Genomic DNA, 17,330 nt, shown 5'->3' with positions numbered 1-17,330 from the left:
CCCGTACCTCCCATGCTGATTGCAGATCACGCATCACCCGGTGCGGAGCGGTTTTCGAGAGCTTCGAGCCGTTCGGTCAACGTTTGAAGTTGGGAGCGAATTTCCGTGATGTCGTCGCGCAGGTCGCCGGTCGGGTTTGACCCGTCACTGACGAAGTTGCCGAGGTTCCCGGCCGAGACGATGAGTCCTTCGGCCCGAAGCGCGGCCAGCCCGTTCTGAATGGTCTGACTGGCGAAGCCGAAACGGTCGATCAGGTCTCGTTGTGACGGGAGCTTCTCCCCGGGCTTCATCCTCTTGATGTCCTCGCGAAGCGCGTCCGCGACCTGCACCGCTTTGGGCTTCGGACCTCCTGTGACAGTCATCCTCTGAGCGTACCCACCACAGTGAACTAGCGCGCATCACTCCGTATGGGTTGTGCACCACAGCAGACTAGTGCAAGCTAGTCAGCAAGAGGTCAACCCCGATTCGGGGCTGACAAGAGCTTGACCTGCAAGACCGCACGACCAGGAGCCCCGCAGCGGACGGGGGGAGGGCACCGGACAGTCGTCTGTTTCAGGCGATCCCTTGGCAGTCCGGATGGCAGACCGAGAGGTCTAGGTCTCTGCCTACAACGGGGCCCTAGCGAGCTGTTCCTTGATCCGGCAGTCGCGTCCCCGAAAGAGATCACTCAGCCTCTGCCCGGCCACCACGGGCGTACGCAGCAAAGCAGGTAGGGGCACTCGGTCCGCCGTTCCATTCGGTGGGCCCACACCTACGACACCTCAGGAGTCACACATGTTCGGCATGAAGTCGCAGGAGTCCACCACCGACCTGACCTCCCCGGAAGCCGTGCAGCGCGGTCAGGAGGTCTACGACCGCATCACGTCCGGCGAGTGCAAGGACGCGGTGGCGGAGCTGAACGAGGCCTACGGCCACACGAGCTGACCAACCCACCACATCAACGGCGCGCGGCGCCCGGGGTGCAACCCGGGCGCCGCTTCGGGCCGTTCCACCTGTGAGAGGAACCACGACCCATGAAGCACATCGCTGCTGATCAGGCGACTGTTACCGTCGGCCTTCCCGACCGCGAGCCGACGTTCGCTGAGCTGGGCGCCATCTCGGTTGAGATGCCGCTGATCCTGGCGGAAGTCGAGTTGCTGGACGCGCAGATCATCACGCTGGACCGCACCCCGAACGAGGTGGACGCGCGGCGTATCCGCCGGGCCCGCCGCAACCTGCTGGCCGCCCGCCGCGACCTGGCGAACACGGCCACGACGCTCCGCCCGGGGGTGGGAGCGTGAGCGCCCCGGTCAGCCTCACGGCCGCGCATGCGGAGGTGAAGGCGGAGATCGCGCGGACCGACACGAAGACCGGTCTGTTGCTGGCGTTCGTCGGCGCGGTCCTCGCCGGATCGTGGACGGTCGCCAAGGGCGTGCCCCTGACGGTGCCCGCGTACGTCGTGGGCGGGCTCGGGATGGGCCTGCTGATCGCCGCGGCTGGTGTGCTGCTGCGGTCGGTGCGCCCGAACCTGAGCGGCCGGCACGGCTTCCCGCTGTGGGCGACGCTCACCGCCGAGGAGATCAGCGCCACCCTCGCCGAGGACCAGGCTTCGGCCATCGCGGGTCTGTCCCGGACCGCCGTCGCCAAGTTCACGTGCCTGCGCCGCGCGGTCGACCTGACGTGCGCGGGCGGTGCGCTGCTCATCCTCGCGGCCCTGCTCGCCGTGGGGGGTGCGTGGTGATGTTGTACGAGATCGTCTACGGTCCCCGCGCCGCGAAGGCCACGGACTTCTTCACCCTCCTGCACCGGGCGCTTGAGGCGAACGTGGTCATGGCACGGGGGTACGCGCTGGCCGGTGACCGCGTGAACGAGGCCTTGACGCACCGCGAGATCAACAAGCTCCTCGACCTGCGCGAGCGCGATTGGGGTGCGGCATGAGCCGGTGGGGAAAGGCCTTCCTGGTCGTGGCCCTGGTCGTCGTGGTCGGTATGGCGTTTCGGGTGTCGTGGAACGCGTTGCGGGACATCGCCCGTGCGATCGGCGCGGACACGACGGCCGCGATGCTCTATCCGTTCGTGGTCGACGGGCTGATGGCGCTGGCCCTGGTTGCGACGCTGGTCCTGACCGATGCGGCGCGCACGTTCGCGCTGCGGGTGCTGGGCACCTACACGGGCGCCTCGCTGGTCCTCAACTACGTCCACGGTCTCATCCCCGAGCTGCACGGCGCGTCGGTCGACTGGGGACGGCTGGCCGACTGGGACCCCGCCAACTACGCGCTCGTGCTGCTGGCCACCTCGCTCCCGGTCGGCTCGATCTACTTCGGTTCCGATCTGGTCGCCAAGGTGCTGCACCACCACCCCACCCCGACCCCGGCCCCGGTCGTGAATGCGGAGGAATCTGCCGAGACCGCAAGGAAACGGTCTATGGCTGACCTGCCTGAATCGACCCCGCCGCCCGCCCTTCCGGCTGCGCTGCGGGTGCCCGATCCGGTCGCGGTCGGCTTCCTGAAGTCGGCCCCGGGGCTCAAGCCGATGCCCACCGCCGCCCCGGTTCCGGTCAAGCCGATCGTGAGCAGTGCCGTACCGGCCGCGTCGGTCCGGCCGCGTCGGGCGACCGGTCGGGTTCCCGCCGTCGCCCGGCCGACCCGATCCAGGCGCACACCGGATCAACTGCTCGATGAGGCGCGGAAGGCGACGGCCGGCTGGCCGGACGCCAAGCTCACCGCCGAGGGCATCCGCCTCGAAGTGCACACTGCACCGGCCAACGCCCGGATGCTGCGTGACACGTTGCGTGCCGAGCGGGCCGCCGGGGGCGGGACGGTGACGGTATGACCGGGTTGCGGATCGGCTCGGTGTGCACCGGCTACGGCGGTCTGGACATGGCCGTCCAGGCCGTGTTCGGCGGGGGGCTGGCGTGGGTGGCGGACAACGACCCCGGCGCCGCCCGCATCCTCGCCCACCACCACCCCGACGTCCCGAACCTGGGGGACATCACCGCCGTCGACTGGCACGACGTGGAACCCGTCGACGTCTACATCGGCGGGTATCCGTGCCAGCCGTTCAGCAGCGCGGGCAAACGGAAGGGAACCGCTGATGCCCGGCACATCTGGCCCCACATCGCCCGTGCCCTTGGCGTTCTACGACCCCGCCTCGCGGTCTTTGAAAACGTCGCAGGGCACCTTTCACTCGGCTTCGACACCGTGCTTGGAGACCTTGCCGCCCTCGGGTTCGATGCGGAGTGGCGCACTCTTCGCGCGTCGGACCTCGGTGCCGCTCACCAGCGCAAACGCCTGTTCTTCTACGCCTGGCCTGCCGACACCGGCGGCGCGGGACTGGCGGGGTGGCGGTCAGCGGGGACAGCTCCCTACGGCCGTCACCTCGCTGCTGCCGACTCCTTCGACGTCGGAGAACACCGGTCCGGGGCACGCGGCGCAGGGCGGGATGAACCTGCGCCACGTCGTCTCGCTGCTGCCCACCCCGCGCGCGTCGGAGAACGAGAACCGGCAGACGCGCCGTACTCCGTCGCAGGAGGCGGGGACGCACGGCAAGTGCCTGGCAGCGGAGGTGGCGAGTCTGCTGCCGACCCCGCGGGCGTCGGACGGAGAGAAGGGCGGACCCAACCAGCGCGGGAGCAAGGGGGACCTGACACTCCCCTCGGCGGCACACCGGATTGGGGCGTCTACGGACCGGCCGTCGCGCGCTGGGAAACCGTCCTCGGACGCCCCGCTCCCCGGCCAACTGACGCTCTGGGACGACTGAACCCGCCGTTCGTCGAATGGCTCATGGGCCTGGACGACGGCCACGTCACCGCCGTGCCGGGCCTGTCCCGCTCCGCACAGCTCAAGGCCCTGGGCAACGGCGTCATGCCGCAACAGGCGGTAGCCGCACTGCGCTCCCTGACCGCCGCCGGGCAGTCGTCCGGCCCTCTCGCCGCGTGACGCGGCCCACCCTCAACCACACATCCCTCAAGGGGAGTTGACCATGGGCAAGTCCGAGATCCGCCGTCTGGACCGTGAGATTCAGCGGATACAGAACAAGCTGGAAGCGGTGCAGAGGGGTGAGTGGTGGCCGCTGACCAGCCGTGAACGCCTCTCGATGACGCGTGCGCTGGCCGGTGGTGCCCGCAGCGTCCACCGGGGCCGCGGCACGGACGGAGCCGAGAGCCGGATGGACTCGATCGAGTCCTCGGTCATGTCCCGGCTGAACGCCGAACTGACCGCGCTGTACGGCGAGAAGCAGCGCCTGACCACGGAAGCCGCCCGCGCCAAGGCCGCGAAGAAGTCTTCGGGGTGGTGGTGACCGTGGCTGGCACGGACACGCCGCCTGGCGAGTGCCCGCAGTGCTGGCAGCACGCCCACGACAGGCGCGTACACCGCCACCTGCGCCCCCGGCAGGACTGCCCGCAGTGCGTCGACCACCTCGTCAACGGCTGCCCGAACGTCGTGCCCAAGAAGTCTTCCCGCTGGTTTTGACCAGCCCGTACGGCCCGCCGGGGTGCCCGCCTCTTTCCACGGACACGGCCACCCCGGCGCCCTCTCTCCAACTCCCGCCCCCGAAGGGGCAGTCAGGAGCAGTTCCAGCATGACCGAGAACGTCGTTCCTCTCGTCAAAACCCCGCCGACCGGCCCTGAGTCGGACGTGATGCCCACGGTCCTGACCGTGGTCCCCGATGCCCCGCCCGCGCCTCTGGTGCCGCTGTGGGTGCGCTCCGGGCGCGCCGTCAAGGGCGCGGTCACGCACGAGATCACCCGCAGTGCCGCCCGCGCGGTGGCCCGTCATGGCCTCTACACGTTCAACGGGGGCCGGATCGTGGCCCGCCGTGCCTGGGACGGCAAGACCGGGGCCCGTTACGAGCGCATGATCCGTACGGCGGAGGCTGCGGGGAACCTGGAAGCGGCCGAGGAGTGGGAGGAGCGGTTGCAGCGCTTCCGTGCCGCCCGCCACCACCGCCGCATGGACCTCCTCCACTCCCCGGTTGAGGCCGCCAAGGGTCTCGCGGTCGGGACCGGGGTCAGCATCGGGGTCCTGATCGCGCTCGGAGTCGTGATGGCCATCAACACGGGACGCCCCGTCGACGTGCTGACCCCCCTGGACGCGACGATCGACTTCATCAACCTGCTGATCCGGATCGTGCAGGTCGTATGGGGCCCCGCCCTCACGATCGGCCCCTTCCTGGCCCTGCTCGCCCTGTGGACGGTCGGCAGCAAGCAGCAGGCCGCACCCCAGTGGGCACTTCCCGCGAACGTCCGCAACGGTGAGGGTGAGCCGATCACCCCGTCCATCGTCGTCAAGGCACTGCGAGACCTGGGGGTTCCCGCGCTGCGCACGGCCATCAAGGAGATGGGCGACGCCGGCGCGAGCATGCTCGGACCGATCCGGATCGCCGGATGCGGCGTCGAAGTCGACGTCACCCTCCCCTCCGGAGTGTCGACGAACGAGGTGCAGAACCGGCGCCGCAAGCTCGCCGAGAACCTGTCCCGGCATGAGCACGAGGTGTTCATCACCATCCCGACCGCTGCCCGCACGGTGCGGCTGTGGGTGGCCGACTCCGGGGCGCTGGATGAGCCGATCGGGCCGTCTCCGCTGGTCACGGACGAGACGATGACCGCCGACTACGCCAAGGGCCGTGCCCCCTGGGGTCAGGACCTGCGCGGCGACGCGGCGGCGCTGAGCGTGTATCAGCGGCATCTGCTGATCACGGGGTTGTCGAACCAGGGCAAGACCGTGGCCCTGCGCTCCCTGGCGCTGTGGCTGTCGCTCGACAAGTCGGTGCAGTTCCTCATGGGGGACCTCAAGGGTGTGGGTGACTGGGCCATGTTCGACGGCTTGGCCAACGTGCTGATCCAGGGCCCGACCGATGACCACGTCATCCAGGTCACCGAGATGGTTGAGGGCGCGGTGGAGGAGATGAACCGCCGCATCCAGGCCCCGCCCGGCACCAAGTTCCCGCCGCTCATCGTGCTGGTCGACGAGGCACAGGTCGCGTTCATGTGCCCGATCAAGGACGACGAGAAGCGGCCCTATGGCGGCCAGAAGGCCACATCCCGGTACTACATGGCCGTCCGCAAAATCCACAACCAGGGCCGTGCGGTCGACGTCCTGATGTGGCAGGGCACCCAGGACCCCACCGACCAGAACCTCCCCAAGCTCGTCCGCGAAGGCGCCCACACCCGCGCCTCCCTCGCACTCGGCACAGAGTCACAGGCGCGGATGGCACTGGGGGACAAGGCGGTCGACGGGGGCGCCGCGCCCAACCTGCTGCGCCCCGGCCTGGATCAGGGAACCCTGGTCCTCGCCTCCTCCGGCATCGACATTCCCGCCGGGCAGGCGTCCATCACGGTGCGCACGCACTACATCGACGACGACGCGGCCGAAGTCATCACCGACCGCGCCAAGGCGCTGCGCGCCGGGATCACCACCCTGCGCGCGGTCGACAAGGGCGAGGAGCGAGACCCGCTCGCCGACATCGCGAGCGTGCTCGGGGACAAGCCGCGCGTGCTCACTCAGGACGTCCTCAAGCGGCTGGCCGTACTGGACGCGGACACCTACGGCGCCTGGTCGTTCATCGACCTCAAGCGCGTCCTGGACGGCACCGGGGCCGAGCCGTACAAGTCGGACGGCCGCATGGTCGTCGGTGCCGAGCGCGTCTCCCGCGCCCTCACCAACCGCGACAGCGAGGGTTCCGCTTCCGCCGACGGATGACAGGGAGCCGACCCCCGGCGGGCCAGGGAGGCAGGGAGAACTCCCTGACCCGCCTCCCTGCCCCTGAGCTGCACAAATGATCGTTCAGGGAGTCAGGGAGGCCCGCAGGCCAGACCCCCGAAAACCCCCTCCACAGCCACCCTCCAAGGGGGTGGTCCTGCCTCCCTGCACCGTTCCGAGAAGGGATTCCGCATGTTGCCCGAGCCCGCCCGCCGCGACCCGCCCGCAAGCCTCGCCCCGCACATCCCCGCCGACCTCTACCGCCGCGCCGAAGCCACCGGAAGCCCGGTCGTCATCGTCGTTCACACCACCGACCACGCCACCGGCCGGCCCCTGCGCCAGTACCTGTTCCCCCTCGCCGTCGCCGGCGCGGGCGCCATCGGCGTGTTCGCCACCGTCGCGGCGTTCCTCGCGCTGCTCGACTTCGCCGTCCACACCGCGACCGCCATCGCCGCCGCCACCGGCCCCATCAGCATCGGCGGCATCAGCCTCAAACTCTTGGGTTCCAAACGCTGACAGGAGACCACCGCCATGCCCCATCACCGCATCACCGACGAGCCATCCCCGACGCCCGAACAGGCGTACGCGAACGCGCCCAGCATCCTCGACGAGATCGGATGGACGGCCCGCACGCTCGCCACCCTGAAGTGCTTCACCGCGCTGGACCGGGAGTTCTACCTCCGCAAGGCCGCGCTGCTGGACCGCATCGCGCTCCTGGACGAACCCGACACCCCCGGCGACCTCACCGAGACCGCCACCGCGGCGGCCCTGTACCTGCTCGACATGGACAAGCCCAGCGTGATCCGTGACCCGCGCACCTACGTCCGCCAGCAGTACGCCCGCACCCTCAGCAACGACCAGTAGCTACGCCAAGGGCGGCCCCCTCGTCTCGCCAAAGATCCGGGGCCGCCCTTGCCAACCAGTCCACAACAGACCTGTTGGAGGCATCCAGCATGACCCATGGCCCCCGTTCCGCGCTGCTGCGTGCGGCACTGGAAGCCGCCGCACGAGGCTGGCCCGTCATCCCCCTGCACCCGCGCAGCAAAGTCCCCGCGCTGCACGGCGAACGCCGCTGCCCCCGCACCGGCGACTGCACCGACGGGCACCGCACGTTCGAGCAACGCGCCACCACCGACCCCGCCCGCATCGAACGCTGCTGGGCAACCGGCCCGTTCAACGTCGGCATCGCCACCGGCCCCGCCGGCCTGCTCGTCGTCGACCTCGACACCCTCAAGCCCAAAGACAAAGAGGGCACGCCTGACGGCGCGGCGAACTTCCTGGCGCTCTGCGAGCGCGCCGGGCAGACCGTCCCCACCACCCGCCGCATCCGGACCCCCAGCGGCGGAGAACACCTGTACTTCACCGCCCCGCCCGGTGTCCGGTTCACCAACACCACCGGCACGCTCACGCCCAAGGTCGACACCCGGGCATGGGGCGGACAGGTCGTCGCCCCCGGCAGCATCACACCACAAGGCCCGTACGCGGCCCTGGGTGATGAGCCCGTTACAAACCTGCCCGAATGGCTCCAAAAGGCTCTGACGGCCCCTCAGAGGCCCGCCATGACCCCGGTCCTGCTCATGCCCACCCGCGACACCGACCGGTACGCCACAGCGGTACTGCAACGTGAGGTCACGGCCGTGGCCACCACCGCCGAGGGCGGACGTCAGGCCGAACTCCTGCGCGCCGTACGGGCCGTGGGCCGGTTCGTGGCCTGGGGAGACCTCGACCGCGCCACCGTCGAAGCGGCTTTTACCCGCGGGGGCGAGTCGGCGGGACTGCCGCCGGCCGAGTGCCGCAACACCATCCGCAAGGCCCTGGACTACTCCATCCGCACCGCCTGGCCCCGGAAGACGGCATGAGCGCCCCCCAGCCCCGCCCCGCAGGTAAAAGCACTACACCCACCCCGGACCACCCCCGCACCGCCCAACCGGCCACACCCCCGGCAGCCGTGGGCGAGCGGACAGCCGTCGCCCGTCAGGGCGTCGTTTCAGCTCTTCAACGCCCGAAGCCGTTCCCCGACACCGCCACGCGCGGCAGCTCGGAGGACCCCACGCCGGATCGGCCCGGTATCCGCATCTACGTCCCGCCCGTCTACCGCCACCACAAGGACGGGGCCCGCTGGTCCAAGCGCCACGGTGACACCCCGAACGCCGCCTACGCCTGCGCCTGCGGGCAGACCCGCACCGCCACCGGGGCCCACGCCGTGGCCGCGCTGGCTGCCGACTACGGCGCACACAAGGACGCCTGCACCGGAACACCCGCTCCGCTCATTGAAGGGAGGACGGCCGCATGATGAACCGCCCCGCCACCGCAACCGAGACCGAGGAACTGCCCCCGCCCACCAATCCCCTGGCCGTGGCCCGCCGGCTGCTGCCCGACTGGCAGACCGAGGACGGACGGCTCGTGTGCCGGCGCTGGCGGGCATCGTGGATGCGCTGGAACGGCTCGTGCTGGCGCGAGATGGACGAAGCGCAGATCCGCGCCGCCATGTACACCCGCCTCGAACACGCCATCTACCAGGCACCGGGCAAGGACGGGCAGACCGAGGAACGCGACTGGGCACCCACCAAGCAGAAGATTGGCAACCTCCTCGACGCCCTCGGGGCCATCACCCTGCTGCCCACCGACACCGACGCCCCCGCGTGGATCGATGACCAGGGCGCCACGGGGCAGGATGAGGGGCCCATCGTGGCCTGTCAGAACGGGTTGCTGCGCATCCAGGACCGCGCGCTTCTGCCCCACCGGCCGGAGTTCTTCAACCTCGTGTCCGTGCCCTTCACCTACGACCCCGACGCGACCGCGCCGACGTGGGAAAGCTTCCTGGCGCAGATCTGGCCCGACGATCCTGACGCCATCGCCGCACTACAGGAGTGGTTCGGCTACGTCGTCTCCGGTCGCACCGACCAACAGAAGATTCTTCTGATCGTCGGCCCGTCCCGCTCCGGCAAGGGCACCATCGTCCGCGTCCTGAAGGCACTGGTCGGCAAGGAGAACCTTGCCGGCCCCACCCTCGCCGGACTGGGCACGAACTTCGGACTCGCCACCCTGGTCGGCAAGCCCCTCGCGGTGATTTCCGACGCCCGTCTGTCCGGCAACGACAGCAGTCAGGTCGTCGAACGGCTGCTCACCATCTCCGGTGAGGACACCATCGACATCGACCGCAAATACCGCCAGCCCTGGACGGGCAAGCTCCCAACCCGGCTGATGATCCTGTCCAACGAACTGCCGCATTTCGGCGACTCATCCGGGGTCATCGCTAACCGGTTCATCCTGCTCAGCACACGCCTGTCATGGCTCGGCAAGGAAGATCCCACTCTCATCGACCGGCTCATCGCCGAGATGCCCGGCATCCTCAACTGGGCCCTTGACGGACTGGCCCGTCTCCAGCGCACGGGACGGATCACCAACCCGCCCTCCAGCCGCGACGCGGTCACCACCATGCGGGACACAGCCTCACCCACCAGTGCGTTCGTCCGCGAACGCTGCACCACCGGCCCCGCATGCACCGTGCCCGTGGACAACCTGTGGGCCGTCTGGCGCGAGTGGGCCGAGGACAACAACGTCAAACCCGGCTCGAAACAGATCTTCGGCCGCAACCTGCTCTCCGTGGTCCCACAACTCGCTCTCACCCGCCCCCGCGAGGACGGCGCCCGCATCCGCGTCTACACCGGACTCACCCTGCGGCCTTCCTCCCAGGACGAACCCGAGTAGAGCACCACCGGCATTCCGCTGGGTCGCGGACCGGCGCGGACCACCTCATCTGACCTGCGCATTCAGCACCCCCAAAAGCGGGACCATCGCGGACCACGCCCCCACAGGTGGTCCGCGATGGTCCGCACGCCAATCCCCATAAAACCGCAGGTCAAAGGGAGTGGTCCGCGATGGTCCGCGACCCACGACATTGTCACGCCAACCACACCCCGCCGACCGCGTCTGTGTGCGCCGAAGCGTCCTGGAGACGTCATGACTCTCGCCTTCCCGGAGCGAGCCACGTCCGTTGAGCCCGTCTTCTACAAGATCTCGGACGCCGAACGCGTCCTGCGCATGAGCCGAACCGTCATCTACGGCCTGATACGCACCGGCCGTCTCCGCACGGTCAAGGAGGGGCGCGCTCGGCTCATACCCGTATCCGCCATTCACGAGTACGCCGCTCTGTTGGAGCGCGAGGCAGGAGAAAGTAAGTGAGCAAGCGTCGCAGCAGGGGAGACGGTGGTCTCCACTGGGACGACAAGCGCCAACGCTGGATAGCTACGGCCAGCCTTGGCTTCGACCCGAGCGGCAAGCGGATCGTGAAGCGAGCCAGTGGCAAGACCAAGACCGCAGCCAAGGAAAAGCTGAAAGAGGTGCTGCGGGACTACGAGGACGGTCTAGCGATCGCGCCCACCAACTACACCGTCAAGGACGCGGTGACCGACTGGCTTGCCTACGGGCTCGCCGGTCGGGACAAGGGGACCATCACCACGAACACGATTCTGTGCAACACCCACGTCATTCCGGCCCTCGGTGCGAGGAAGCTCCGAGACCTCAGCGCGGACGACGTGGACAAGTGGCTTGCCGACAAGGCGAAGGTACTGAGCACACGTTCCCTTGAAGGGATTCGCTCCTGCCTGAACCGTTCGGTGAGAAGGGCCATGGCGCGGGACAAGGTGAAGCGCAATGTCGTAGATCTGTGCTCGGTCCCCACCGGTCAGCCCGGTCGGCCGTCGAAGTCCCTGACGCTGGCACAGGCGGAAGGGGTGTTGGACGCTGCCGCGAATTCCCCGCTGTACGCGTACATCGTCGCGTCGCTTCTCACCGGCGGTCGTACGGAAGAGATCCGCCCCCTGCGGTGGGATCACGTCGACCTTGACGGAGACCCGAAGGCGAAGCCAGCGCTCCCGCCACACATCGCGGTCTGGCGCTCGGTTCGTGTTTCTGGCGACACCAAGACCAAGAAGTCCCGCCGGACCCTGGCACTGCCCGGCCGTGCCATCGACGCACTCAGGATCCAGTGGGAGCGTCAGGGGTGGCAGAGGCTCGCCGCCGGCGACAAGTGGCAGGAGACCGGATTGGTTTTCACGTCGGCAGTCGGCACGGAGCTGGATTCCGCGAACGTGCGGCGCGAGTTCCGGCGGGCACTCAAGGGCGTCGAAGGGATCAACCCGCAGGAGTGGACGCCCCGGGAGCTTCGGCAGAGTTTCGTCTCGATCCTGTCTGACAACGGCCTGCTACTGGAAGAGATCTCCCGCCTGGTCGGTCACTCCAGTACGGCCGTCACAGAAGAGGTCTACCGGAAGCAGATCCGCCCAGTGATCCAGTCCGGGGCGACCGCCATGGACGGCATCTTCGGCGCCGGTCCGAAGCGGTAGTCACGCAGTTAGTCACGCAGCAACGCCAGAGGGCCCTTACCGATTCGGTAAGGGCCCTCTGACCTGCTGTCTAGCTGTCGGGGTGGCGGGATTTGAACCCACGACCTCTTCGTCCCGAACGAAGCGCGCTGCCAAGCTGCGCTACACCCCGATTGTCGCTGCTCTCGCGGCGACGTCGTTTACTTTAGCCCACCGGTGGCCGGAGACGAAATCCGGTTTTCGGGGAGGCGGCCGCGGCGGCGGAGCGGGTCTGGGCGGACGTGGTCGAGGGTGATGACAAGGAGCGAGAGGGCGTAGAAGGCGAGGCCGAGGATCGCGGTGTTGCCGAGGATGCCGACGTAGCCGTGGCGGTCGAGGTCCACGAAGGAGTAGAGGTAGCGCTCCGGGGTGCCGGGGGCCAGCATCGCTCCGCGGGTGAGGGAGAAGGCCAGGTAGGCGAGGGGGTAGAGGAGCCAGATGGTCGCGTGGCGCATCGCGAACGGGGCTGGGCGGGTCAGGAGGAGCCAGTCGATCACCGCGGCGACGGGGGTCACCGTGTGCAGGATCTGGTTCGCGACCGGCTGCCAGCCGGTGAGTGCGGTGGTGTCCCCGGTCATCGAGAAGCCGCCGGACTGTTTGGTCAGGACCAGGTGGTAGACCAGGCCAGTGATCGAGATGTAGAGCAGTGTGCCGCCGGTGAGTGCCGCGGGCAGCGGGCGGCGGGCCGTCCATGCCCGCCGGGCCGAGGCGGCGAAGACCACCGCCATCAGCAGGTTGCTCTGGATGGAGAAGTAGCTGAGTACGTGGCGTGGGGTGCCCAGGAGCAGGTCGATGGCCACTCCCGTCGCCGCCACGAGCGCTACGAGCAGGCGGAGTGTCGCCGCCGGCCGGTGGCGTACGGGGGCCACCACCGCCGTCGCCGGGACGATGGAGGGGGGTGTCGTGGGGATGCCCGAAACCGCGGGCAGGTCGGGTATGTCCTTGGGGATCGGAGCGATCATGCCCCTACGCTAAGCGGGGCGGGTGAATCGGGCCATATGGGGCATCTGGGCGGGTTACGGCTACGCTGGCGTGCTGCTGCGCTGCCGTCCCGGCGGGAGATCCGCTTCCGGTTCCGGCGAGGGGCGATGCTCCGTCCCATCCGCCACGTCCGCCCCATTCGCTACGTTCGACCCATCCGTTACGACCGGCTCACCAACGTCAGCAACGACGCCTCCGGCGGGCACGCGAACCGTACCGGCGTATAGCGGTTCGTACCGCAGCCCGCCGAGACGTGCATATACGACGTACGCCCCTCCGCCGTATGCGTGGACAGGCCTTTCACGCGCTCCGTGTCCAGGTCGCAGTTGGTGACGAAGGCGCCGTAGAAGGGAAGGCAGAGCTGGCCGCCGTGGGTGTGCCCGGCCAGGATCAAGGGGTATCCGTCCGCGGTGAACGCGTCGAGTGTGCGCAGATACGGAGCGTGGACCACGCCGAGCGAGAAGTCGGCCGACTCCGACGGGCCGCCGGCCACGCGCGCGTAGCGGTCCCGTTTGATGTGCGGGTCGTCGAGGCCGGTCAGCTCGATCTCGGCGCCTTCTATCTTCAGCGTCCCGCGGGCGTTCGTCAGGTTCAGCCAGCCCGCCGTGTCGAAGCCGTCGCGCAGGTCCTCCCACGGGTTGTGGACGGCACTCACGGCCGGCTTGTTGCCGTTCAGCCCATGGCGGCCCTGGGACTTCTCCATCAAGTACAGGGCGGGGTTGCGGAGTTTGGGGCCGTAGTAGTCGTTCGAACCGAAGACGTACGCGCCCGGGAACTCCATCAACGGGCCGAGGGCGTCCAGGACTTCGGGGACCGCCTCGGGGTCGGAGAGGTTGTCCCCGGTGTTGATGACGAAGTCGGGGCGCAGGCCGGCCAGGGAGCGCAGCCAACGCTGCTTCTTGCGCTGACCGCTCACCATGTGGATGTCGGAGACCTGGAGGACGCGGAGCGGCCGCATACCCGGTGGCAGGACCGGGACCGTCACCCGCCGGAGGCGGAACGAGCGGACCTCGAAGCCCGCCGCGTACAACAGTCCGGCGGCGCCCACCGCCGTGATTCCCAGGGGTACTCCGTATCGCGCGCGCATACGTCCATCGTGTCAGACCCCGAGACCCCCGCGTGCCTCCCTGTGGACAACCCCGGGCCCACGCACGCCCGCGCCGAAAGGGGCAGTCGAAATCGGCAGCTGAAATCGGCAGCTGAAATCGGCAGCCGAAATCAACAGGCGACCGCCGCATCGCACCTGCGACAATCGACGACATGACCACGCTCAAGTCGAAGCTGCAGGAAGACCTCAACGCCGCCATCAAGAAGCGCGACGAGCTCCGCTCCTCGACGCTCCGGCTGACCCTCGCCGCGATCACCACGGAGGAGGTCGCGGGCAAGACGAAGCGCGAGCTCTCCGACGACGAAGTACAGAAGGTGATCACCCGCGAGGCGAAGAAGCGCCGTGAGGCCGCGGACGCCTTCGCGCAGGGCGGGCGTCCCGAGTCGGCCGAGCGCGAGAAGGCGGAGGGGGAGGTTCTCGCCACGTACCTGCCCAAGCAGCTGTCCGACGAGGAGCTCCAGAAGATCGTCGCGCAGGCCGTCGAGGAGGCCAAGGCGGCGGGTGCCGAGGGGCCGCGTGCCATGGGGCAGGTCATGAAGATCGTGAACCCCAAGGTCGCGGGGCTGGCCGAGGGCGGTCGCGTCGCAGCCGCCGTCAAGAAGCTGCTCGCGGGCTGAGGCACAGGTCCAGGCACAGGTCCAGGCGCAGGTCCAGGTGTCAGGTTCAGGTTCAGCGGAGAGATCCCCGTCAGCAGGGCCTCAAGGCTCGACAGGAACCCGTACCAGGACGAGCACCCAGTGCCAGTGCCAGTGCCAGTGCCAGTTGTCAGTGCCAGTACCAGCAGCGCGGGAACGTACCGTCCCCGTACCGATCCGCTCATCAAAAACCGTCGGCCCCGTCCGTCCCCCTGATGGGGGAGTGACGGGGCCGACGGCTGCGTCGTTACCGAGGGTTACCTGTTGCGACCCCCGGTGCCGTCCTGCCCCTGAATGAAGCCCTCGGGGATCGAGAACGAAGGGTTCGGGAACCCACCACCGTTCTGGCCACTATTGCTGTTGCCGCTGATGGTGTTCCCGTTGATGGTGTTGCCGTTCGTGGTGTTCCCGTTCCCGTTCCCGTTCCCGTTGCCGTTTCCGCCGTTGTCGCCGTTGTTCTCGTCGTTCTGGTCCTTCTCCTTCTCGTCGGGGATGTCGACGAGGTTGAAGGACGGGGACTCCTTGCCCGAGAGGGCGCCCGTCATGGCGTCCTTCCAGATGGGACCGGGCACCTGGCCGCCGTAGACGAGGTCGTGGTAGACGCCGCCGATGCGGATCTGCGTCATCTTGACGTTCTGCTTGGGGCTGCCGACCCAGACCGCACCCGACAGGTTCGGCGTGTAGCCGACGAACCAGGCGTTCTTGCGCTCGTCCGTCGTACCCGTCTTACCGGCGTTGTCACGGTCGGAGAGACCGGCCTGCTGACCCGTACCGGAGTCGATCACACCGCTCAGCAGGGTGTTGACGGTGTCCGCGGTCTTCTCGGACATGGCCCGGGTGCAGGTCGACTTCGGAACTTCGAGCGACTTCTGCTTGCCGTCGACCTGCTGCTTGATCGACTCGATGGCGATCGGCGTGCAGTACATGCCCCGGGAGGCGAAGGTGGCGTACGCGCTCGCCATGGTCAGCGGGGAGATGCCCTTGGAACCGAGGGTGATGGCGGGCACCTCGGGCAGCTTGTCGCCGTTGCCCTGCACGACGTGCAGCTTGTCGGTCATCTTCACGACCGGGCAGATGCCGATGTCCGAGATCATCTGCACGAAGTAGGTGTTGACCGACTTGGCCATCGCCGTCTTCAGCGCGTACGGCCCCTTCTCCGCCGTGCTCTCGTTCGACAGCTTCTCGTTGTTCTGGTTGGTCCAGGGCTTGCTGCTGCACGTCTGTACGGGGCTGGGGTAGGCCATCTCGTACGGCGACGAGTACTTCTGGGTCGCCGGCCGGCCCTGTTCCAGCGCGGCCGCGGCCACGAACGGCTTGAAGGTCGAACCGGTCGGGAAGCCGTAGTTCGAACCGCCCATGTCACGGTCGACCGAGTAGTTGTACTCCGTCTCGTTCTTCCCGTAGCCGTACGGCCTCGACTGGCCCATGCCGACGATCTTGCCGGTGCCGGGTTCGACCAGCGTGGCCGCCGTGGCGACCGAGTCCGACTTGTTGACGTGACTCTTGATCGAGGCCTGCACCGAATTCTGGGCCTGCGGGTCGAGCGTCGTACGGATGGTCAGGCCGCCCTGGTTCCAGACCTTCGCCCGGGCTTCCTTGGTCTTGCCGAAGACCGGGTCGCTGAGGAACACGCTCTCCACGTACTTGCAGAAGAAGCTCGCGCCCTTTATGGCCGTGATGCAGCCGTTCTTCGGCTGGCTGACCTTCAGGCCCAGCTTCGCCGCCTTGGCCTTGTCGGCCTCCTGCTGCGAGATGTCGTGTACCTCGGCCATGCGCTGCAGCACCGTGTTGCGGCGCTTGACGGCCTCCGCCTCGTCGTTCACCGGGTCGTACCGGCTCGGCGACTGGACGATGCCCGCGAGCAGCGCCGACTCCTGGAGGTTCAGGCTCTTGGCGGGCTTGGAGAAGTAGCGCTGGGCGGCGGCCTCGATGCCGTAGGCCTGCTCTCCGAAGAACGTGATGTTCAGGTAGTTCTCAAGGATCTTCTTCTTGCCGAGCTTCTCCTCCAGCTGGATCGCGTACTTGAGCTCACGGATCTTGCGGCCGAGGGTCTGCTGGGTGGCCTGGGCGACCTTCGTCGGGTCGTCGCCGGCCTCCTCCACGAAGTAGTTCTTCACCAGCTGCTGGGTGAGCGTGGAGGCACCTTGGGCCACCCCGCCGTTCTGCGCGTTCTGGTTCACGGCGCGCAGGATGCCCTTGAGGTCGATCGCGCCGTGCTGGTAGAAGCGCGAGTCCTCGATGGCGACGATCGCCTTCTGCATGTACGGCGAGATGTTCTTGAGGTCGACCACCGTTCGGTCGCGCGAGTAGACCGTCGCGATCTGACCGCCCTGGCTGTCCAGGATGGTGGTGCGCTGACTCAGCGCCGGACTCTTCAGGTTGTCGGGAATCTCGTCGAATCCCTGGACGGAACCCTTGGCCGCGAGACCGAGCGCGCCCGCTGCGGGCAACGCGATTCCGGCCATGACTGCTCCCGCGAGCACGCTGACACCGAGGAACTTGGCGGCCTGCTGCGTTGGCGACAGACCACCGCCCGAGCGCTTCTTTGGCATGGGGGCAG

Annotated in this window: 21 protein-coding genes and 1 tRNA gene; 17 read left to right on the top strand and 5 right to left on the bottom strand. The window is 68.4% G+C overall.

Annotated elements, in window-relative coordinates; all coding sequences use genetic code 11:
* Nucleotides 1-26: 26 nt before the first annotated feature.
* A complete protein-coding gene (locus RV986_RS24055) occupies nucleotides 27-362 on the bottom strand; it encodes a GntR family transcriptional regulator (protein ID WP_475919381.1) in 336 nt (111 codons plus the stop codon).
* Between the two features lie 412 nt (nucleotides 363-774).
* On the opposite strand from RV986_RS24055, the gene RV986_RS24050 reads away from it, so the two are divergent.
* From RV986_RS24050 to RV986_RS23975, 16 genes are all read left to right on the top strand, one after another.
* Nucleotides 775-924: a hypothetical protein gene (locus tag RV986_RS24050; protein WP_475919380.1), complete on the top strand. Its 150-nt coding sequence runs from the start codon at nucleotides 775-777 to the stop codon at nucleotides 922-924.
* An 89-nt stretch (nucleotides 925-1,013) separates the two neighbouring features.
* Nucleotides 1,014-1,280 carry a DUF6284 family protein gene (locus tag RV986_RS24045; RefSeq protein ID WP_475919379.1) on the top strand — a complete coding sequence of 89 codons (267 nt, stop codon included), beginning with the start codon at nucleotides 1,014-1,016 and terminating at the stop codon, nucleotides 1,278-1,280.
* Nucleotides 1,277-1,720, top strand: a complete 444-nt coding sequence (locus tag RV986_RS24040) for a Pycsar system effector family protein (protein ID WP_475919378.1) — start codon at nucleotides 1,277-1,279, stop codon at nucleotides 1,718-1,720. The genes RV986_RS24045 and RV986_RS24040 overlap by 4 nt, the downstream gene beginning before the upstream one ends.
* Nucleotides 1,720-1,917, top strand: coding sequence for a hypothetical protein (locus tag RV986_RS24035; RefSeq protein ID WP_475919377.1), 198 nt, complete (start codon nucleotides 1,720-1,722; stop codon nucleotides 1,915-1,917). The genes RV986_RS24040 and RV986_RS24035 overlap by 1 nt, the downstream gene beginning before the upstream one ends.
* Nucleotides 1,914-2,810: a DUF2637 domain-containing protein gene (locus RV986_RS24030; RefSeq protein ID WP_475919376.1), complete on the top strand. Its 897-nt coding sequence runs from the start codon at nucleotides 1,914-1,916 to the stop codon at nucleotides 2,808-2,810. Before RV986_RS24035 ends, RV986_RS24030 begins: the two co-directional genes overlap by 4 nt.
* Nucleotides 2,807-3,916: a DNA cytosine methyltransferase gene (locus RV986_RS24025; protein ID WP_475919375.1), complete on the top strand. Its 1,110-nt coding sequence runs from the start codon at nucleotides 2,807-2,809 to the stop codon at nucleotides 3,914-3,916. Before RV986_RS24030 ends, RV986_RS24025 begins: the two co-directional genes overlap by 4 nt.
* 43 nt (nucleotides 3,917-3,959) lie before the next feature.
* Nucleotides 3,960-4,277, top strand: a complete 318-nt coding sequence (locus RV986_RS24020; RefSeq protein ID WP_475919374.1) for a hypothetical protein — start codon at nucleotides 3,960-3,962, stop codon at nucleotides 4,275-4,277.
* Nucleotides 4,274-4,450 (top strand): pRL2-8, encoded by a 177-nt coding sequence (locus RV986_RS24015; protein WP_475924401.1) that lies wholly within the window; start codon nucleotides 4,274-4,276, stop codon nucleotides 4,448-4,450. The genes RV986_RS24020 and RV986_RS24015 overlap by 4 nt, the downstream gene beginning before the upstream one ends.
* 109 nt (nucleotides 4,451-4,559) lie before the next feature.
* Nucleotides 4,560-6,680, top strand: a complete 2,121-nt coding sequence (locus RV986_RS24010) for an FtsK/SpoIIIE domain-containing protein (protein WP_475919373.1) — start codon at nucleotides 4,560-4,562, stop codon at nucleotides 6,678-6,680.
* A gap of 192 nt (nucleotides 6,681-6,872) precedes the next feature.
* Entirely contained in the window at nucleotides 6,873-7,196 is a 324-nt protein-coding gene (locus RV986_RS24005) for a hypothetical protein (RefSeq protein WP_475919372.1), read from the top strand.
* A 15-nt stretch (nucleotides 7,197-7,211) separates the two neighbouring features.
* Nucleotides 7,212-7,544, top strand: coding sequence for a hypothetical protein (locus RV986_RS24000; protein WP_475919371.1), 333 nt, complete (start codon nucleotides 7,212-7,214; stop codon nucleotides 7,542-7,544).
* Nucleotides 7,545-7,633: 89 nt separating this feature from the next.
* Entirely contained in the window at nucleotides 7,634-8,539 is a 906-nt protein-coding gene (locus RV986_RS23995; RefSeq protein ID WP_475919370.1) for a bifunctional DNA primase/polymerase, read from the top strand.
* An 89-nt stretch (nucleotides 8,540-8,628) separates the two neighbouring features.
* Nucleotides 8,629-8,973, top strand: coding sequence for a hypothetical protein (locus tag RV986_RS23990; protein WP_475919369.1), 345 nt, complete (start codon nucleotides 8,629-8,631; stop codon nucleotides 8,971-8,973).
* A complete protein-coding gene (locus RV986_RS23985; protein ID WP_475919368.1) occupies nucleotides 8,970-10,391 on the top strand; it encodes a DNA primase family protein in 1,422 nt (473 codons plus the stop codon). Before RV986_RS23990 ends, RV986_RS23985 begins: the two co-directional genes overlap by 4 nt.
* Before the next feature lie 252 nt (nucleotides 10,392-10,643).
* Nucleotides 10,644-10,865 carry a helix-turn-helix domain-containing protein gene (locus RV986_RS23980; RefSeq protein ID WP_475919367.1) on the top strand — a complete coding sequence of 74 codons (222 nt, stop codon included), beginning with the start codon at nucleotides 10,644-10,646 and terminating at the stop codon, nucleotides 10,863-10,865.
* Nucleotides 10,862-12,028, top strand: coding sequence for a site-specific integrase (locus RV986_RS23975; RefSeq protein WP_475919366.1), 1,167 nt, complete (start codon nucleotides 10,862-10,864; stop codon nucleotides 12,026-12,028). The genes RV986_RS23980 and RV986_RS23975 overlap by 4 nt, the downstream gene beginning before the upstream one ends.
* Before the next feature lie 77 nt (nucleotides 12,029-12,105).
* Here RV986_RS23975 and RV986_RS23970 read toward each other — a convergent pair.
* The 3 genes from RV986_RS23970 to RV986_RS23960 form a co-directional block, all read right to left on the bottom strand.
* Nucleotides 12,106-12,179: transfer RNA gene (locus RV986_RS23970), tRNA-Pro, on the bottom strand.
* Between the two features lie 28 nt (nucleotides 12,180-12,207).
* Entirely contained in the window at nucleotides 12,208-13,008 is an 801-nt protein-coding gene (locus RV986_RS23965) for a Pr6Pr family membrane protein (RefSeq protein WP_475919365.1), read from the bottom strand.
* A gap of 179 nt (nucleotides 13,009-13,187) precedes the next feature.
* The gene (locus RV986_RS23960; protein ID WP_475919364.1) at nucleotides 13,188-14,114 is read right to left on the bottom strand and encodes a metallophosphoesterase; all 927 of its coding nucleotides are present in this window, start codon (nucleotides 14,112-14,114) and stop codon (nucleotides 13,188-13,190) included.
* Nucleotides 14,115-14,287: 173 nt separating this feature from the next.
* On the opposite strand from RV986_RS23960, the gene RV986_RS23955 reads away from it, so the two are divergent.
* The gene (locus RV986_RS23955; protein ID WP_475919363.1) at nucleotides 14,288-14,752 is read left to right on the top strand and encodes a GatB/YqeY domain-containing protein; all 465 of its coding nucleotides are present in this window, start codon (nucleotides 14,288-14,290) and stop codon (nucleotides 14,750-14,752) included.
* 275 nt (nucleotides 14,753-15,027) lie between these two features.
* On the opposite strand, the gene RV986_RS23950 is transcribed toward RV986_RS23955, so the two are convergent.
* Nucleotides 15,028-17,322, bottom strand: a complete 2,295-nt coding sequence (locus tag RV986_RS23950; protein WP_475919362.1) for a transglycosylase domain-containing protein — start codon at nucleotides 17,320-17,322, stop codon at nucleotides 15,028-15,030.
* Nucleotides 17,323-17,330 lie beyond the last annotated feature (8 nt).

The organism is Streptomyces sp. RLA012 (assembly GCF_056270325.1).
The sequence above is the reverse complement of the archived record's forward strand: the minus strand, read 5'-3'. Positions and strand labels throughout refer to the sequence as shown.

What these genes read in the sequence shown, in the direction of transcription:
- RV986_RS24055 (WP_475919381.1), bottom strand. Translation starts at nt 362, where the DNA reads ATGACTGTCACAGGAGGTCCGAAGCCCAAAGCGGTGCAGGTCGCGGAC.
- RV986_RS24050 (WP_475919380.1), top strand. Translation starts at nt 775, where the DNA reads ATGTTCGGCATGAAGTCGCAGGAGTCCACCACCGACCTGACCTCCCCG.
- RV986_RS24045 (WP_475919379.1), top strand. Translation starts at nt 1,014, where the DNA reads ATGAAGCACATCGCTGCTGATCAGGCGACTGTTACCGTCGGCCTTCCC.
- RV986_RS24035 (WP_475919377.1), top strand. Translation starts at nt 1,720, where the DNA reads ATGTTGTACGAGATCGTCTACGGTCCCCGCGCCGCGAAGGCCACGGAC.
- RV986_RS24030 (WP_475919376.1), top strand. Translation starts at nt 1,914, where the DNA reads ATGAGCCGGTGGGGAAAGGCCTTCCTGGTCGTGGCCCTGGTCGTCGTG.
- RV986_RS24025 (WP_475919375.1), top strand. Translation starts at nt 2,807, where the DNA reads ATGACCGGGTTGCGGATCGGCTCGGTGTGCACCGGCTACGGCGGTCTG.
- RV986_RS24020 (WP_475919374.1), top strand. Translation starts at nt 3,960, where the DNA reads ATGGGCAAGTCCGAGATCCGCCGTCTGGACCGTGAGATTCAGCGGATA.
- RV986_RS24010 (WP_475919373.1), top strand. Translation starts at nt 4,560, where the DNA reads ATGACCGAGAACGTCGTTCCTCTCGTCAAAACCCCGCCGACCGGCCCT.
- RV986_RS24005 (WP_475919372.1), top strand. Translation starts at nt 6,873, where the DNA reads ATGTTGCCCGAGCCCGCCCGCCGCGACCCGCCCGCAAGCCTCGCCCCG.
- RV986_RS24000 (WP_475919371.1), top strand. Translation starts at nt 7,212, where the DNA reads ATGCCCCATCACCGCATCACCGACGAGCCATCCCCGACGCCCGAACAG.
- RV986_RS23995 (WP_475919370.1), top strand. Translation starts at nt 7,634, where the DNA reads ATGACCCATGGCCCCCGTTCCGCGCTGCTGCGTGCGGCACTGGAAGCC.
- RV986_RS23985 (WP_475919368.1), top strand. Translation starts at nt 8,970, where the DNA reads ATGATGAACCGCCCCGCCACCGCAACCGAGACCGAGGAACTGCCCCCG.
- RV986_RS23980 (WP_475919367.1), top strand. Translation starts at nt 10,644, where the DNA reads ATGACTCTCGCCTTCCCGGAGCGAGCCACGTCCGTTGAGCCCGTCTTC.
- RV986_RS23965 (WP_475919365.1), bottom strand. Translation starts at nt 13,008, where the DNA reads ATGATCGCTCCGATCCCCAAGGACATACCCGACCTGCCCGCGGTTTCG.
- RV986_RS23960 (WP_475919364.1), bottom strand. Translation starts at nt 14,114, where the DNA reads ATGCGCGCGCGATACGGAGTACCCCTGGGAATCACGGCGGTGGGCGCC.
- RV986_RS23955 (WP_475919363.1), top strand. Translation starts at nt 14,288, where the DNA reads ATGACCACGCTCAAGTCGAAGCTGCAGGAAGACCTCAACGCCGCCATC.
- RV986_RS23950 (WP_475919362.1), bottom strand. Translation starts at nt 17,322, where the DNA reads ATGCCAAAGAAGCGCTCGGGCGGTGGTCTGTCGCCAACGCAGCAGGCC.